Origin of the sequence: Pseudomonas orientalis (genome assembly GCF_002934065.1) — a bacterium.
GTDB classification, from domain to species: Bacteria; Pseudomonadota; Gammaproteobacteria; order Pseudomonadales; family Pseudomonadaceae; genus Aquipseudomonas; species Aquipseudomonas orientalis_A.
Map to the genome: position 1 here is coordinate 5,197,954 of NZ_CP018049.1, position 16,687 is coordinate 5,214,640.

The 16,687-nt window shown below is 61.9% G+C and carries 17 protein-coding genes; 9 read left to right on the forward strand and 8 right to left on the reverse strand.

From position 1 onward, the window contains the following. Window positions 1–200: 200 nt before the first annotated feature. The 4 genes from BOP93_RS23430 (at window position 201) to BOP93_RS23445 (ending at window position 3,724) form a co-directional block, all read left to right on the forward strand. Window positions 201–998 carry a hydroxymethylpyrimidine/phosphomethylpyrimidine kinase gene (locus BOP93_RS23430; RefSeq protein ID WP_104504813.1) on the forward strand — a complete coding sequence of 266 codons (798 nt, stop codon included), beginning with the start codon at window positions 201–203 and terminating at the stop codon, window positions 996–998. Window positions 999–1,016: 18 nt separating this feature from the next. Beyond that, complete coding sequence (thiE, locus tag BOP93_RS23435; protein ID WP_104504814.1) at window positions 1,017–1,640, forward strand: thiamine phosphate synthase; 624 nt, start codon at window positions 1,017–1,019, stop codon at window positions 1,638–1,640. A 19-nt stretch (window positions 1,641–1,659) separates the two neighbouring features. Beyond that, entirely contained in the window at window positions 1,660–2,943 is a 1,284-nt protein-coding gene (gene hemL, locus BOP93_RS23440; RefSeq protein ID WP_104504815.1) for a glutamate-1-semialdehyde 2,1-aminomutase, read from the forward strand. A gap of 226 nt (window positions 2,944–3,169) precedes the next feature. Beyond that, window positions 3,170–3,724 carry a tetratricopeptide repeat protein gene (locus BOP93_RS23445; RefSeq protein ID WP_065886862.1) on the forward strand — a complete coding sequence of 185 codons (555 nt, stop codon included), beginning with the start codon at window positions 3,170–3,172 and terminating at the stop codon, window positions 3,722–3,724. Here the strand turns inward: BOP93_RS23445 and BOP93_RS23450 are convergent, their stop codons facing one another. The 6 genes from BOP93_RS23450 to BOP93_RS23475 form a co-directional block, all read right to left on the reverse strand. Further along, window positions 3,725–4,837 (reverse strand): succinylglutamate desuccinylase/aspartoacylase family protein, encoded by a 1,113-nt coding sequence (locus BOP93_RS23450; RefSeq protein ID WP_104504816.1) that lies wholly within the window; start codon window positions 4,835–4,837, stop codon window positions 3,725–3,727. 8 nt (window positions 4,838–4,845) lie between these two features. Then, window positions 4,846–5,556: a histidine ABC transporter permease HisM gene (gene hisM, locus BOP93_RS23455; protein ID WP_104504817.1), complete on the reverse strand. Its 711-nt coding sequence runs from the start codon at window positions 5,554–5,556 to the stop codon at window positions 4,846–4,848. Further along, window positions 5,553–6,269 (reverse strand): ABC transporter permease, encoded by a 717-nt coding sequence (locus tag BOP93_RS23460; protein WP_104504818.1) that lies wholly within the window; start codon window positions 6,267–6,269, stop codon window positions 5,553–5,555. The genes hisM and BOP93_RS23460 overlap by 4 nt, the downstream gene beginning before the upstream one ends. A 28-nt stretch (window positions 6,270–6,297) precedes the next feature. After that, on the reverse strand, window positions 6,298–7,056 hold the full coding sequence (locus tag BOP93_RS23465; RefSeq protein WP_104504819.1) for a transporter substrate-binding domain-containing protein: 759 nt from the start codon (window positions 7,054–7,056) through the stop codon (window positions 6,298–6,300). A 35-nt stretch (window positions 7,057–7,091) separates the two neighbouring features. After that, entirely contained in the window at window positions 7,092–9,149 is a 2,058-nt protein-coding gene (locus BOP93_RS23470; protein WP_104504820.1) for an FAD-dependent oxidoreductase, read from the reverse strand. A gap of 235 nt (window positions 9,150–9,384) precedes the next feature. Continuing rightward, window positions 9,385–9,711 (reverse strand): DUF1820 family protein, encoded by a 327-nt coding sequence (locus tag BOP93_RS23475; RefSeq protein ID WP_003194436.1) that lies wholly within the window; start codon window positions 9,709–9,711, stop codon window positions 9,385–9,387. A 131-nt stretch (window positions 9,712–9,842) separates the two neighbouring features. On the opposite strand from BOP93_RS23475, the gene miaB reads away from it, so the two are divergent. The 5 genes from miaB to lnt all read left to right on the forward strand — a co-directional run bounded on the left by miaB (window position 9,843) and on the right by lnt (window position 15,274). Then, window positions 9,843–11,171, forward strand: a complete 1,329-nt coding sequence (miaB, locus tag BOP93_RS23480) for a tRNA (N6-isopentenyl adenosine(37)-C2)-methylthiotransferase MiaB (RefSeq protein WP_104504821.1) — start codon at window positions 9,843–9,845, stop codon at window positions 11,169–11,171. A gap of 226 nt (window positions 11,172–11,397) precedes the next feature. After that, complete coding sequence (locus BOP93_RS23485) at window positions 11,398–12,402, forward strand: PhoH family protein (RefSeq protein ID WP_065886855.1); 1,005 nt, start codon at window positions 11,398–11,400, stop codon at window positions 12,400–12,402. Continuing rightward, window positions 12,395–12,853, forward strand: coding sequence for an rRNA maturation RNase YbeY (gene ybeY, locus BOP93_RS23490; protein ID WP_065886854.1), 459 nt, complete (start codon window positions 12,395–12,397; stop codon window positions 12,851–12,853). The genes BOP93_RS23485 and ybeY overlap by 8 nt, the downstream gene beginning before the upstream one ends. A gap of 42 nt (window positions 12,854–12,895) precedes the next feature. Beyond that, window positions 12,896–13,735, forward strand: a complete 840-nt coding sequence (locus BOP93_RS23495) for an HlyC/CorC family transporter (RefSeq protein WP_057724910.1) — start codon at window positions 12,896–12,898, stop codon at window positions 13,733–13,735. Between the two features lie 15 nt (window positions 13,736–13,750). Beyond that, window positions 13,751–15,274, forward strand: coding sequence for an apolipoprotein N-acyltransferase (gene lnt / locus BOP93_RS23500; RefSeq protein WP_104504822.1), 1,524 nt, complete (start codon window positions 13,751–13,753; stop codon window positions 15,272–15,274). Between the two features lie 121 nt (window positions 15,275–15,395). On the opposite strand, the gene BOP93_RS23505 is transcribed toward lnt, so the two are convergent. After that, window positions 15,396–16,157 (reverse strand): YdcF family protein, encoded by a 762-nt coding sequence (locus BOP93_RS23505; protein WP_065886851.1) that lies wholly within the window; start codon window positions 16,155–16,157, stop codon window positions 15,396–15,398. Between the two features lie 95 nt (window positions 16,158–16,252). After that, on the reverse strand, window positions 16,253–16,570 hold the full coding sequence (locus tag BOP93_RS23510; protein WP_065952067.1) for a hypothetical protein: 318 nt from the start codon (window positions 16,568–16,570) through the stop codon (window positions 16,253–16,255). Window positions 16,571–16,687 lie beyond the last annotated feature (117 nt).

The following is a 16,687-nucleotide window of genomic DNA, read 5'->3' on the forward strand; positions in this document are numbered from 1 at the left end:
AGAAAGTTGTTTGAATGAACTCTAGCATAGCCGGTAAAGGCCATTAGACACCATTGGAAGTATTTTCGGACGGCCCTGGGACGTGGCTTTCAGCGCATTTGATGACAATTGTCAGCCGCCCGAAACGTCTCGGTGCAGGGCAACATTCAGCTATCGCCGGACGGCCACGCAAAAAGCGTTTGGTGGTAAGCTCGCGCACCATGAATATCTACAGCTCTCGCCCCGTTGTTCTCTGTCTCTCCGGCCATGATCCCAGTGGTGGCGCCGGCTTGCAGGCCGATATCGAAGCCCTGCTCGCCCAGGGCTGCCACGCCGCTACGGCCGTCACCGCGCTGACCGTGCAGAACACCGTCAATGTCAGTGACTTTCGTGTGCTCGACCGCGAGTGGGTGCTGGCCCAGGCCAACGCCGTGCTCGGCGACTCCGAAGTCGCGGCGGTCAAGCTGGGCATGCTGGGTTCTACCGCCATGGTCGACACGGTGGTCGAACTGCTGCAGGCGCACCCGCACCTGCCGGTGGTGTGCGACCCGGTGCTGCGTGCCGGCGGCGGCGGCAGCCTGGGCAGGGATGACGTCGGCTATGCGATGCGCGAGCGGCTGTTGCCCCTGGCGCTGATCGCCACGCCCAACCTGCCTGAAGCGCGCATTCTCGCCGAACTGCCCGACGGCAGTGCCGACGCATGCGCCGAGAAGCTGTTGCCCTACGTCAAGCACCTGCTGATCACCGGCGGCCACGGCGATGAGCAGCAAGTGCACAATCGCCTGTACAGCCGCGACGGCAGCCGCCATACCTTTACGTGCCAGCGCTTGCCCGGCAGCTATCACGGCTCGGGGTGCACGCTGGCCAGCACCCTTGCCGGGCGAATCGCCCAGGGCGAAGGGTTGGTGAGCGCCGTGCAGACAGCGCTCGACTACACCTGGCGCACCCTGCGTGACGCCGAACGACTCGGCCAGGGCCAGTTCGTGCCTCGCCGTCTGCCGCTGGATTTCTGCTCTTAATACCGAGAGGCCTGCCCGATGAAACTACGTGGCCTTTACGCCATCACCGACAGCCAACTGTTGGCCGGCAAATTCCTCGCCTACGTCGAAGCGGCATTGGACGGCGGCGTGACATTGCTGCAATACCGCGACAAGAGCAGCGACGAAGCTCGGCGCCTGCGTGAAGCGGAGAAACTGCGAGAACTGTGCTCGCGCTATACGACCCAATTGATCATCAACGATGACGCCGAACTGGCCGCGCGCCTGGGCGTGGGCGTGCATCTGGGGCAGACCGACGGCCCACTGACCCCGGCCCGGGCGCTGCTCGGCTCCAGGGCGATCATCGGCGCCACCTGCCATAGTCAGATCGAACTGGCCGAACAGGCAGCCAGGGAAGGCGCCAGCTACGTCGCCTTCGGGCGCTTCTTCAATTCCACGACCAAACCCGGCGCCCCGGCCGCCACCGTTGACATGCTGGCCGAGGCGCGCACACGCCTGCACCTGCCGATCTGCGTGATCGGCGGCGTCACCCTGGAAAACGCCGAACCGCTGGTGGCCCACGGGGCCGACCTGCTCGCCGTGGTGCACGGCCTGTTCGGCGCCGACAGCACCCAGGAAGTCACGCGCCGTGCCCGTGCTTTCAACGCCCTTCTTAAGATTTGATTTCAGAGAGACTTCCATCATGTCCCGTTCCGAAACCCTGTTTGCCAATGCCCAGAAACACATCCCCGGCGGTGTGAACTCCCCCGTGCGTGCGTTCAAGAGCGTGGGCGGCACGCCATTGTTCTTCAAGCATGCCGAAGGCGCCTATGTCACCGACGAAGATGACAAGCGCTACGTCGACTACGTCGGCTCCTGGGGCCCGATGATCCTCGGTCACAGCCATCCGGAGGTGCTGGACGCCGTTCGCCAGCAACTGCAGCACGGTTTGTCCTACGGTGCTCCGACCGCGATGGAAACCGAGATGGCCGACCTGGTCTGCTCGATCGTGCCGTCGATGGAAATGGTGCGCATGGTCAGCTCGGGCACCGAAGCCACCATGAGCGCAATCCGCCTGGCCCGTGGTTTCACCGGCCGCGACAGCATCATCAAGTTCGAAGGTTGCTACCACGGCCACTCCGACAGCCTGTTGGTAAAAGCCGGTTCCGGCGCCCTGACCCAGGGCGTACCGAGTTCGGCCGGCGTGCCGGCGGCGTTCGCCAAACACACCCTGACCCTGCCATTCAACGACATTGACGCCGTCGCGCAGATGCTCGCCGACGTCGGTCAGGAGGTGGCCTGCATCATCGTCGAGCCGGTCGCCGGCAACATGAATTGCGTCCCGCCGGCCCCGGGTTTCCTTGAAGGTCTGCGCGAGCAGTGCGACAAACACGGCGTGGTGCTGATTTTCGATGAAGTGATGACCGGTTTCCGCGTCGCCCTCGGTGGCGCCCAGGCGCACTACGGCGTCACGCCGGACCTGAGCACCTTCGGCAAGATCATCGGCGGCGGCATGCCGGTGGGCTGCTTCGGCGGCAAGCGCGAGATCATGCAGCACATCGCTCCACTGGGCCCGGTGTACCAGGCCGGCACGCTGTCCGGTAACCCGCTGGCGATGGCGGCCGGCCTGACCACCCTGCGCCTGATCAGCCGTCCGGGCTTCCATACCGAGCTGACCGACTACACCACCCGCCTGCTGGACGGCCTGCAAGTGCGTGCCGACGCCGCCGGTATCCCGTTCGTCACCACCCAGGCCGGCGGCATGTTTGGCCTGTACTTCAGCGGTGCCGACGACATCGTCACCTTCGATGACGTCATGGGCAGCGATGCCGACCTGTTCAAGCGCTTCTTCCACCTGATGCTCGAAGGCGGCGTGTACCTGGCACCGAGTGCCTTTGAAGCCGGCTTCACGTCGATCGCCCATGGCGAAGCCGAGCTGAAGCTGACCCTGGATGCTGCCGAGCGCGCCTTCGCGGCCCTGAAATAAGTGACGGCAACCCTCTGACGCTGCCCGTGGCGGCGTCAGATTTGCTACTTTGCCTACAGAGATTTCCCGGTTTTTTCGAGAATTGCCCTGCAATCCGGCAGATAACTTGCCCAAGCAGCAGAAAAACGAGTAAAGACTTTGTAAGCAGAGGCCTGCTTATTTCATAATGCGCGCTTATTGGACTCCCCGAGGGTCCGCGCGCCCCGTCAGAGGTAAGTCGATTCCCATGAAACGCACCGGCCGCACCCTGGTTCTGGGCTGCCTGTTGCTCCTTCAGCCGCTGCTGGCGCATGCACAAGCAGGCGGCAACTCGTTGTTAATTCCAGCGATGGGTCGTTGCACCCTTAATACCCAGCCCGACACCCAGGCCGAAGCCCTGAGCGCGTGCCAGAAACAGGCTGACGAAGGGGATGCGCAAGCGCAATACGAGTTGGGCGAATACTTCCACGACAGTAAGAACCCGGCCGTCGATCTCAACAAAGCGTTGAGCTACTTCGAAAAAGCTTCGCTGCAAGGCCATGCACAGGCGCAATTCCAGCTCGGCAACATGTTCTTCCGTGGCGAAGGTGTGCCGGCCAATAACGTCCAGGCCTACATCGTGCTGAAAATGGCGGCGGTCAACGGCGCCGAAGACGCCTTGGACACCGCCGACGAAGTCGCCGAGCACATGCAGCGCGATGAACTGGAAGTGGCCACCCAGGTGCTGGGGCAGATCTTCCGCAATTACCTGCAGGAACTGCAGAGTGCCGATGGGCGCTCACCCTTCTCCCCCCTGCCCTGATCACGGCGATAACAGATAGCCCTGCCGATACGCCGCAGGCCCCGCCACATGGGCGATGGTCATGCCGGCGCTCGCCATTCGGCGCACTGAGCGCACATATAACAGCCCTTCACGTGCACACGCCACCGGGGTTACGCGATCAGTGACTGGATCGATGATGTGCGCCAGCGTCTGTCCTGCTTTCAGGTAGTCGCCGACCTGAGCGGCAAATACAATCAAGCCTCCCACCGGACTCACCACCGGCTCAACCCCGGCCAAGGGTGTGGGCGGGTTCAGCAACGCCGGCGGTGGCGGCGCCTGGCCATCAATCGCGCCGCGCAGCGTCAGGTAGTTGATCAGTGCCTGACAGTCCTGGCGAGCCAGCCCATCCTCCACATCGGCCACACCGCGCAGCTCCACGGTCGCGGCAAATCCCGGCGGCGCCAATCGTCCCGGGAACCGCGCCTGCATCTGCGCCCAGAACAGGGTGTAGCAATCGTCGAACGAGTGCCCGCCCGCGTCTTCGCTCATAAAGCAGGCTCGGACGCCGAGGTACCGCGCCAGCGGCTCCACCTGCGGCCAGGCGTGCGGCGCCAGGTACAGATGCTGTACGGCCTCGAAATCACAGTGCAGGTCCAGCACTACATCGGCGTCACAGGCTAATGCTTGCAGGATCAAGCGCATTGACTGCAGTTGCGTCGCCGGCACCTCGTCGGCAAGGGTTTGCCGCAGGGTCGAACGGATCAGTTGCAGATTATGCGCAGGGTCTGCGGTCAGCACGTCCTGCACCTGATCCGCGACCTGCTGGCTGACATCGATAAAGAAGCGATTGAAGTTCTCTCGGCTGTCGTTATCGAAGCGCCCCTGCGGCACGTCCATCAACACCTGTTCCAGCCCCAGCGGATTGGCCACCGGCACCAGCACCACCTCCCAGCGCAGCGCCCCGGCCGCGTCCAGATGCGCCAGTCGCTGTTTCAGATGCCAGCACACCAGCATCCCCGGCAGTTCATCGGCATGCAGGGACGCCTGGATATACACCTTGCCCGGCGCATCGGCCGGGCCGTAATGAAAACTATGGACCTGCCGTGTCGTGCCGGGTAGAGCGGCCAACAACCTGTGATTTTGAGTGTGCATGACGCCCCCTATCGGCCCGCCTCGAGAAAACCCAGCCAACGCCGTTCAGCCAGGCGAAACAGGCCGACCAGGGCAAACGTAATGCTCAGGTAAAGGACGGCGGCCAGGCCGAAGGATTGGAAGGTAAGAAAGGTGGCGGCATTGGCATCCCGCGCGACTTTGAGGATGTCCGGCACCGTGGCCGTGAACGCCAGGGTGGTGGAATGCAGCATGAAAATCACTTCATTGCTGTAGTACGGCAATGATCTGCGCAGGGCCGAAGGCATGATCAGGTGCACGTACAGTTTCCAACCGTCAAAACCCAGGGACCGCGCGGCCTCGATTTCCCCGCGAGGCATTGCGCGAATGGCGCCCGCCAGGATCTCTGTGGTGTAGGCGGCGGTATTCAGCGCGAATGCGAGCAGGGTGCAGTTGAGTGCTTCACGGAAAAACGCATCGAGCAACGGCTGTTCGCGCACGGCGGCCAGGCTGTAGATACCGGTGTAGAAAATCAGCAACTGGATATACAGCGGCGTGCCACGAAACAGGTAGGTATAGCCCTGCACCGGCCAGCGCAGCCAGCGGTGGGCGGATGTCCTGGCGATGGACAACGGCAACGCCAGCAGCAGGCCCAGGCCTAACGACGCGCTGGTCAGCCACAGGGTCATGGCCAGGCCGGTGATCTGGTAACCGTCGGAATAAATCAACGGTCGCCAGTACTCCTGGATGAGTTCCATCATCGCGACGGCTCCTGCACGCCGCCGGCGTAACGACGCTCCAGCCAACCCAGTACCAGGTTTGAAGCACTGCTGAGCAGCAGGTACACCAGCGCCGCCAGCAGCAGGAAGGCCAGCAGTTGCTGGCTGCTTTTGCCCGCCACCTGGGCGACCTTTACCAGGTCCGCCAAGCCGATGATCGACACCAGCGCGGTGGCCTTGAGCAGGACCATCCAGTTATTGCCCAATCCCGGCAAGGCGAACCGCATCATTTGCGGGAAGATCACATGCACGAAGCTCTGGCGGAAGGTCAAACCAAGGGCCTTGGCCGCCTGGAACTGGCCGCGCGGTACAGCCAGCAAGGCGCCGCGAAAGGTTTCGGTGAAATAGGCGCCGTAGATAAACCCCAGTGTCAGCACGCCCGCGCTGAAAGGGTCAATGTCGATGTACGCCCAGCCCAACCCGGCGGTCAGACGGCTCAAGCCGGTTTGCAGCCCGTAGAAAATCAACAGCATCAGCAACAGGTCCGGCACACCGCGTATCAACGTGGTGTAGAGCTGCGCGCACAAACGCCACGTGCGTACCCCGGACAGCTTGGCGCCGGCACCGAGCAGGCCGAGGACAAGCCCCAGCAGCAACGACAACAGCGCCAGTTGCAGGGTGATCCAGACGCCATGCAGTAACATCGGCGCAAAGACGCCCAGGGTCGCGACGAATTGGGAGAAGGTCGGTAGCATGTTTTGCCCTCGTTGGCCTTGAGGGCAGTTATTGGCCGCTGAACATGTTCACGCCGGGAAAATACTGCTCCTGCAGGCGGGCGTAGGTGCCATCGGCGTGGAGGGCCGCCAGCGCCTTATCCAGCAGCGCCTTGAGCCCCTGGTTGCCCTTGGCGATGCCAATGCCGCTCTTGGACGGCATCAGCTCGCTCTCGATGATCGGCCCCAGCACGAACCCGGCGCCCTGGGGCGAACGCAGGAACCCGCTTTGCGCTTGCTGCGCATCTTGCAGCGAAGCCTGCAAACGGCCTGTCTGCAGGTCGGCATACACCTGCTCCTGATCGGCGTAAGCCACCACCTTGATGCCTTGGCCGGCGAGCACCTTAAGGGCATACACCTCCTGGGTGCTGCCCTGCAGATAGCCGACGGCCGTGCCTGTGGAAAGCTCGGTACCAGGACGGAATACCATGGCGGTAGGGCTGGAAAAGACTTCCGAGGAAAAATCGATAACCTTTTGCCGCGCGGCAGTGATGGTCATTGAAGCCAGGATTGCGTCGATCTTGCCAGCGCTCAGGCTGGGGATCATTGCGTCGAAGTCGCTTTCAACCCATTGGCAGCGCACCTTCAACTGCGCGCAGATAGCATGACCGATATCAATTTCAAAACCGGTCAACGTTCCCGTACTGTCTTTATAAGCAAAGGGCGCGTAGTTGGGATCGGCAGCGAAACGGATCACTTCATAGTCTTTGGCCAGAAGCGATGTATTGAATAAAAACGTGGTGATTAACAGCAGGAGTATTTTTTTCATTATTGTATTCCTTGTTATAGATGAAACAGCTGAACTTACTGCACCTCAATAAATGGTATTTCTCGCTTAACCACTAACGACCCAGCCGGCGCGTCGAACTCGCGGGCGCTTCGATGCCCTGAATACACCGCTGCGGCAATCGTGCCGGGCGCCACGCAATCACCGACCAGCGCCAGCGTGCCGATACCCGCCGCCTGCAACCGTTCGGGGGCGTTATTCAATGCCTGATACAACGCCTGTTCAGGCGCTCGGGAGGTCACCAGCAGCAGGGATGCGGCGCCGATGAACCGTGTGCGCCCGGTGTAGACACACCCCGCCATCACCCCCTCCGGCATCGCCCGGACCAGCGTGTGGGATGGGATGATCGTGACATTCAACTCCAACAGACGACGCTGAATACGATGCTGCTCGAGGGTGTTGTGCGTCCAGGCCGCCACATCCGCCGCCGGAGTGACGAAGATGACCTGCACGCCTCGCGCCACCAGGTGCTCGGCCAGCACGCTGCCCATGTAGTAGTGGTCATCATCGAACAGCAGCACCGGCGAAGCCGGCAGCACACCCGCTATCACCTCATCCGGCGTCAGCACTGGCAGACACTCCAGGCCCGGCAATGCCTGGCGCAGGGCGCGCCCCAGGCCGTCCCGCCGCCAATGTGAACCGGTGGCGATAAAGACATGCTCGGCGGCGAAATCCAGCACATCCTCGGCCTGCAGCTGACTTTCCCGATAAATCTCCACCGAGGGCAGGCGGCTCAAGGCGTCCAGTCGATAATCGACGACCCGCGCCCAACTCGCCAACCCAGGCAGCCGGGCTTCCAGCGCTACCCGTCCGCCCAGATTGCGCAGGCTGTCGACCAGCGCCACGTCCATCCCGCGCGTGCCGAGTATCCGCGCGCACTCAAGCCCTGCGGGCCCGGCGCCGACCACCAGCGCCCTGCCGGGCCGGTGCGCACGCTCGACCGACTCGGGATGCCAGCCACGCCGCCACTCCTCGCCCATGGTCGGGTTCTGCGTGCAGCGCAACGGCGTACTGGTGTGGTCGCCGCTGACGCACACGTTGCAGCCGATACATTCGCGAATTTCCTCGGCGCGCCCTGTTTCAATCTTCTTCGGCAGGAACGGATCGGCAATCGAAGGCCGGGCCGCTCCAATCAGATCGAGCACGCCACGGCGTACCAGGGACACCATGGTATCCGGCGAAGTGAAGCGCCCGACGCCGACCACCGGCTTGCGGGTCAGCGCCTTGAGCCCCACCAGAAAAGCCTCCTGGTAGCCTTCGCCGGCAAAGCGAGCGGTCACGCTGTCGTTGGACCAGTCGGCGACATTGATGTCCCACAGGTCCGGCAGGTCCGCCAGCATCGAGAACACCTCGGCGCCTTCGCCTTCGCGACTGAGGCCGCCGGCCATCTGCTCGTCCACCGCCAGGCGGACCGCCACGGCACAGCGGTCGCCCACTGCATCGCGGGTGTCCTCAATCAGTTCGCGCAGCAGTCGCACGCGATTTTCCAGCACTCCGCCGTACTCATCCGTGCGCCGGTTGTTACGCGGCGTGAGGAAATGGAACGGGACGCTCAGGTCGTGCCCGGCATACACATAAATGATGTCAAAGCCGGCCTCCCGTGCGCGCAGGGCCGCCGCCCGATGCAAGGCGCGCAACTGCTGGATATCGGCACGGCTCATGGCCCGGGCCTGCACCGGGTCATAACTGCGCACTGGCGTATTGGACGGCGCCCAGGGAATTTCGCGGCTGTAGCGGTTAGGCGCGGAGTAACCATTGAACGCCAGCTCGACGCCGGCCAACGAACCGTGCTGGTGCACCGCCTCACACATTTTCGCCAGCGCCGGGATATCGCGTTCATCCCATAAGCGCGCCTCTATATAAGGCGAGAACTCGCTCAGCGGGCTGATTTCACACTCTTCGGTGCACACCACCCCCCAGCCGCCCTCGGCCTTAATCCCGCGCATGCGAGCCATGGCCGACGGGTGCACATGGCCCATGCCATTGCAGTGGGGAACTTGATAAAAGCGATTACGGGTGCGAACCGGGCCTATTTGTACCGGCTCAAACAGAATGTCATAGCGAGGATCGCGCACAGGGCTACTCCCGAACAGTAAGGTTCGTTAATGACGGCGTGATAAAACTCGGTGCTATTGAATGGCGTGATTCAAGGGAATTGAAACGGGGAAACTTCGAGGTTTATTTAAAGGTTTTCTTATTATTAATAGATTCATGGCGCCCTCTCCGAATAAACAAAATTTGCTATCTTTCAAACAAAATGTCTATCCAGAAGAGGGCAATTTCGGAAACGCCCTACAAATTAATTGAGCGTCACTTCTCCGGCATCGGCATCGGAAACGGCATCACATTGCTGGTGCCCCGCGCCTCGCTGATCTTCGGCGTGCCCAGGCGCTCGACTTCATCAATGCGCACGATCGAATGCATCGGCACAAAGCTGCGCACCACGCCTTCGAACTGGGCCTTGAGCTTTTCTTCGCCCGGGTCGACGACCAATTGGGTACGCTCGCCAAAGACGAACTCTTCCACCTCCAGGAAGCCCCACAGATCACTTTGATAGATCTGCTTGGCGTACATTTCGAACACCTGGCCCTGGTTGAGGAAAATCACCTTGTAGATTGGAGCTTCACGTTTGGTCATGGCGGGCGAGCAACACATCGCGGATATAAAAGAGGGCGCGAACTATAGCATGGCACCCGATGCACAGCGCTAGGAACCAATGGGCATGCCCCCTATAATGCGCGGTTCTTTACCACCAGTTGACGATCCCCATGGCCAAGAAGCTTTACATCGAAACCCACGGTTGCCAGATGAACGAGTACGACAGCTCGCGCATGGTCGATCTGCTGGGCGAACACCAGGCCCTGGAAGTCACCGCCCGCGCCGAAGATGCCGACGTGATCCTGCTCAATACCTGCTCGATCCGCGAGCGGGCCCAGGACCGTGTGTACTCGCAGCTGGGCCGCTGGCGCGAATTGAAGCTGGCCAACCCGGACATGGTGATCGCCGTCGGCGGTTGCGTGGCCAGCCAGGAAGGCGCCGCGATCCGCGACCGCGCGCCCTATGTCGACGTGGTCTTCGGCCCGCAGACCCTGCACCGCCTGCCGGAAATGATCGACGCCGCGCGCATCACCAAGTTGCCGCAAGTGGACGTGTCGTTCCCTGAAATCGAAAAATTCGACCATTTGCCCGAGCCGCGCATCGACGGGCCAAGTGCCTATGTGTCGGTGATGGAAGGCTGCAGCAAGTACTGCACCTTCTGTGTAGTGCCCTACACCCGTGGCGAAGAAGTCAGCCGGCCGTTTGACGATGTGCTGTCGGAAATCATCCACTTGGCCGAAAACGGCGTGCGTGAAGTCACCCTGCTGGGCCAGAACGTCAACGGTTACCGGGGCCAGACCGACGATGGGCGCCTGGCTGACCTCGCGGAGTTGATCCGCGTAGTCGCCGCCGTCGATGGCATCGAGCGCATCCGCTACACCACGTCGCACCCGCTGGAGTTTTCCGACAGCCTGATCCAGGCCCACGCCGAGGTGCCGGAGCTGGTCAAACACCTGCATTTGCCGGTGCAGTCGGGCTCGGATCGCATCCTGTCGGCAATGAAACGCAACCACACGGCCCTGGAGTACAAATCCAAGCTGCGTAAATTGCGCGCTGCAGTGCCAGGTATCTGCATCAGCTCGGACTTTATCGTCGGCTTCCCCGGCGAGACCGAGAAAGACTTCGAGCAGACCATGAAGCTGATCGAGGACGTCGGTTTCGACTTCTCCTACTCGTTCGTCTACAGCCAGCGCCCGGGCACCCCAGCGGCCGACCTGCCGGACGAAACCCCGGAAGCGTTGAAAAAAGAACGCTTGAATGCGCTGCAACATCGCCTGAATGAGCAGGGTTTCGAGATCAGCCGACAAATGGTCGGTTCGATCCAGCGCATCCTGGTGACCGACTACTCGAAGAAGGACCCTGGCGAATTGCAGGGCCGTACCGAGAACAATCGCATCGTCAACTTCCGCTGCGACAACCCGACCCTGATCGGCCAGTTTGCCGATGTGCACATCGATGCGGCGCAACCGCACTCGCTGCGCGGTTCGTTGATCAACTGACAACCCCCGGCTGCCCAGGCAAGGGCAGAACTAATGTGGGAGGGGGCTTGCCCCCGATTGCGGTGTCTCAGTACCAAATGTGCTGGCTGACACTGCGCTATCGGGGGCAAGCCCCCTCCCACATTGGATCCATGCAACATTCCGATGACGTAAGTGCTTTCGTACCCGCGCCACTGGCGTTATTCTCTGTTTCACCTCAACAGCCAAAGGGCGGCTAAAAGCGACCTTGAACGCACCTACAGTAGAACCCCATCGTTTTCTCCTCGAGCCGTTTGAGGCTCGCCGTTTCGCCAACCTGTGCGGACAGTTCGACGAGCACCTGCGCCTGATCGAACAACGCCTGAGCATCGAGATCCGCAACCGCGGCAATCAGTTCGAGCTTATTGGTGAACCCCAACACACCACGTCTGCGGAAAACCTGCTGCGGCGCCTCTACCGCGAAACCAAGGGCAGTGAGCTGTCGCCGGAAACGGTGCACCTGTACCTGCAGGAATCCGCCGTGGAAGACCTGGCCAACAACCCCGTGGCCGAAGCCAGCGTGGCCCTGCGTACCAAAAAAGGCATGATTCGCCCGCGCGGCTTGAATCAGCAGAAGTACGTCAAGGAAATCCTCGGCAACGACATCAACTTCGGCATCGGCCCGGCCGGTACCGGCAAGACCTACCTGGCCGTGGCCTGTGCGGTGGATGCCCTGGAGCGCGAACAGGTTCGCCGCATCCTGCTGGTGCGCCCGGCGGTCGAAGCGGGTGAAAAACTCGGCTTCCTGCCCGGCGACCTGGCCCAGAAGATCGACCCGTACCTGCGCCCGCTCTACGACGCGCTGTACGAGATGCTCGGCTTTGAATACGTCGCCAAGCTGATCGAGCGCCAGGTGATCGAAATCGCCCCGCTGGCCTACATGCGCGGTCGCACCTTGAACAACAGCTTCATCATCCTCGACGAAAGCCAGAACACCACGGTCGAGCAAATGAAGATGTTCCTCACCCGTATCGGTTTCGGCTCCACGGCCGTGATTACCGGTGACGTCACCCAGGTCGACCTGCCCAAGGGCACCAAGTCGGGGCTGGCGCAGGTGATCGAGGTGCTAAAGGACGTACCGGGTATCAGCTTCACGCACTTCATGCCCAAGGACGTGGTCCGTCATCCGCTGGTGCAGCGCATCGTAGAAGCCTATGAGCGTTTCGACCACAAGGACGACGCACCGGCCCAGGACACGCGCCGCGATGCTTGAGCTTGACCTGCAGCGGGCCACCGAGGCGCCCGCCCCCGGCGAAGCACAGTTTCGTCAATGGTGCGCCCTGGCCCTGCGCCAGCGCACTGCCGACTCGGAACTGACCATTCGTCTGGTGGATGAGCCCGAAGGCCGCGAGCTGAACCACACCTGGCGCCAGAAAGACTACGCGACCAACGTGCTGTCCTTCCCCGCCGACGTACCCGACGAATTACTGGATATCCCGCTGCTGGGCGACCTGGTGATCTGCGTCGAAGTGGTGGAACGCGAAGCGCGCGAACAAGGCAAGGAACTTGAGGCCCACTGGGCCCATCTAGTCATCCACGGCTGCTTGCATCTCTTGGGCTACGACCATATAGACGATGACGAAGCCGAGGAAATGGAAGCACTGGAACGAACGTTGCTTGCTGAATTGGGGCACCGCGACCCCTACGCAGACGACGAAAACTGATCAACACTCAACTGTCATATCAAAGGATTTAGAGTAATCGCTATGAGCGAAGACCGATCGAGCAACGGGCAAAAGTCATGGCTGGGTAAACTGACCCAGGCTTTTGCCCACGAGCCGAAAAACCGCCAGGAGCTGCTGGAGCTGCTGCGCGAGGCCCACCAGAACAAGTTGCTGGACAGCGAAGCGCTGGCCATCGTCGAAGGCGCCATTCAGGTGGCTGACCTGCAAGTACGCGACATCATGGTGCCGCGCTCGCAGATGATCAGCATCAGGGCGACCCAGACCCCGCGGGAATTCCTCCCGGCCGTAATCGACTCCGCGCACTCGCGCTACCCGGTGATCGGCGAAAGCCATGACGACGTCATGGGCGTCCTGTTGGCCAAGGACCTGTTGCCGCTGATCCTCAAGGAGAACGGCGATAGCTTCAACATCAAGGACCTGCTGCGTCCAGCCACCTTCGTGCCTGAATCCAAGCGCCTGAACGTGCTGCTGCGCGAGTTCCGCGCCAACCACAATCACATGGCCATTGTGATCGATGAATACGGCGGCGTGGCTGGCCTGGTGACCATCGAAGACGTCCTGGAGCAGATCGTCGGCGACATCGAAGACGAGCACGACGTCGAAGAAGACAGCTACATCAAGCCACTGCCCAGCGGTGACTTCCTGATCAAGGCCTTGACGCCCATCGAGAACTTCAACGAGTTCTTCGACAGCGAGTTTTCCGACGATGAATTCGACACCGTCGGCGGCCTGGTGATGAGTGCATTCGGGCACCTGCCCAAGCGTAACGAAACCACCGAGATCGGCGCGTATCGGTTCCGCATCCTCAACGCGGACAGCCGTCGTATCCACCTGATCCGTTTGACCCCTATCGCCCGTTGAGGGTTAAGGACTGAAATGCGCCGTCTGATCGCACCCGGCTGGCCCGGTAACCTGCTGGCCGTGGTGGCCGGCGCCATCACTACCCTGGCGCTGGCGCCGTTCGATATCTGGCCGCTGGCGCTGGTGGCGGCCGGTCTGTTCTATATCGGCCTGCGTGAACTCACACCCCGCCAGGCCCTGGGCCGCGGCTGGTGTTTCGGTTTCGGCCTGTTTGGCGCCGGCACCAGCTGGATCTACTACAGCATCCACCACTTCGGCGGCGCTTCGGTGCTGCTGGCGGGGTTCCTGATGCTGCTGTTCACCGCCGCCATCGCCTGGTTCTTCGCCTTGCCCGCCTGGCTGTGGGCACGCTGGCTGCGCCGCAATGAAGCGCCATTGGCCGATGCGCTGACGTTCGCGGCATTGTGGGTCGGCCAGGAAGCTTTTCGCGGCTGGTTCCTCACCGGTTTTCCGTGGCTGTATTCGGGCTACAGTCAACTCGACGGCCCGCTGACCGGCCTCGCGCCCTTAGGCGGGATGTGGCTGATTTCGTTCGCGCTGGCGTTGACCGCCGCCCTGCTGTGCAACCTGCCGCGCCTGCTGGCGAGCCGGCGCAACAGCTTTATCGCGGCCGGCCTGGTGCTGCTCGTCGCACCGTGGGCCATCGGCCTGGCGCTCAAGCATCATGCCTGGACCTCGCCCTCCGGCCCGCCCCTGAGCGTGGCCGCGATCCAGGGCAACGTCGAACAAAGCATGAAGTGGGACCCCGAGCAGCTCAACGCGCAACTGGCGCTGTACCGCGACATGAGTTTGAGTTCCAAACGCGTCGACCTGCTGGTGTGGCCGGAAACCGCCGTACCGGTACTCAAGGAGTCGGTCGAAGGTTACCTGACCATGATGGGCAAGTTCGCCGCCGAGCGTAATACTGCACTGATCACCGGCGTACCGATTCGCGAGGAAGTGCGCCACGAGAAGCGCTACTTCAATGGCATCACCGTGGTCGGCGAAGGTGAAGGCACCTACCTCAAGCAGAAGCTGGTGCCGTTCGGTGAGTACGTGCCGCTGCAGGATATGCTGCGCGGGCTGATCGCCTTCTTCGATTTGCCGATGTCGGACTTCGCCCGCGGCCCTTCCGACCAGCCCATGCTCCAGGCCAAGGGTTATCAGATTGCGCCGTTCATCTGTTATGAAGTGGTGTACCCGGAGTTCGCCGCCGGCCTGTCGGCCCAGAGCGACCTGCTGCTGACGATCAGCAACGATACCTGGTTCGGCCGCTCGATCGGCCCGCTGCAGCATCTGCAGATGGCGCAGATGCGTGCGCTTGAAGCCGGCCGCTGGATGATCCGCGCCACCAACAACGGTGTGACCGGCCTGATCAACCCGTTTGGGCAGATCACCGCACAGATCCCGCAATTCGAGCGCGGCATTCTGTATGGGGAGGTGGTGCCGATGCACAACCTGACGCCTTACCTGCAATGGCGGTCGTGGCCGTTGATCATCCTGTGCCTGCTGCTGTTCGGCTGGGCGCTGCTGGCCGCTCGAATGGCTAAAACCTTCTGACAGGCAACACACAACCAATGTGGGAGGGGGCTTGCCCCCGATTGCGGTGTATCAGTATCAAATGTGCTGACTGACACTCCGCTATCGGGGGCAAGCCCCCTCCCACATTTGTCCTGCGGTGTTACCTGTAGAACAACCTATACCCCACCTGCCCCACCGCCTCATTGATCAACTGCCCGCTCTGCCACACCGACTTGACCTCCGGCATCCACCCGCCGAGCGGCCGACCGTGATCCACGCCCAGAAACCCCACTGGCCCGGGCACCACAGTGAAGCCGGCCTTCTCAAAGCTCCACACCGAACGCGGCATATGCCAGGCCTGGGTCACCACCACCACGCGCTTGATGCCTTGGGGCAACAGTATCTCGGCGCTCATCTGCGCATTTTCCCAAGTGGTGCGGCTGCGCTCTTCCTTCCAGCGCACCGTGACGCCGAAGTCATCCTGCATCGACACCGCCATCAGCTCTGCCTCGCTGGGCGGCGTGCCGTAGTGCAGGCCGCCGCTGGTCAACACCGGCAACCCGGACGCCTTGGCCAGACGCGCTGCGTAACGTTCACGCTCCAAACCGATGCCGGTGGGCTGGTCGGAGCCCCACGCAATGTCGCCGCGCTCACGACCGGAGCCCAGCACCACAATCGCGTCGGCGCGCTGGGCCAGGTTTGCCCAGTCCTCGCGGGCCAGAGGCGGTGCTGTCTCCAGGGCGCGTGCGCCCCACTGCACCATCACCGGCAGGCTGATCAACCACATCCCGCCCAATCCCAAGGCAAAACAACACCCGGCCAGGCGCGGACGACTGCGACGAAACCACCAGGCAAGCGCCAGCAGCAGCAGGAAAATACCGGGCGGCAACAACAATTGTTTAATGAAATAACGAAAAGGCATCGGGCATCTCCAAAGATGCCCGAAGCCTAGATGCAACGGGGTTCAGCAACAATCCTTACGAGCATATTTTGTAAACATCAACGGATAACGCGGGGTCACTTGCACCGTATCGACCGGACATTTTCCGGGCTGCGACCGGCCGCCAGATCCTTCAGCCACACTACCTTGGCCGAACGAGGCGACTCGTGGGCCGGCGGGGATGCCGGCCCATGGGCGGCGCGTTGGTGGTGCAATTCCAGATAGCGCTTGATCAGTTCAAGCTCTGCCTGGCTCAAGCCTCGCAACTCCAGCTCCAGAGGCCGTTCATCACGCAATCGGCCTGCGGTTCTTGCGGCATCCAATGCCCGACCCAAACGGTCGATCAGTCCTTCGTATAACTGCGGTTTCGTCAAAGTTCGCTGCGATTCAGCCATCCCCTCACCTCATTGAAGAAATACTTGCTCCCCAATAAACAGCGTAGCCCCCGTGGCTGCACCTGCCCGGTGCCGCGACAGACGGCCTGGCCGGCGCAATCAGGGTTTCCCTCGATA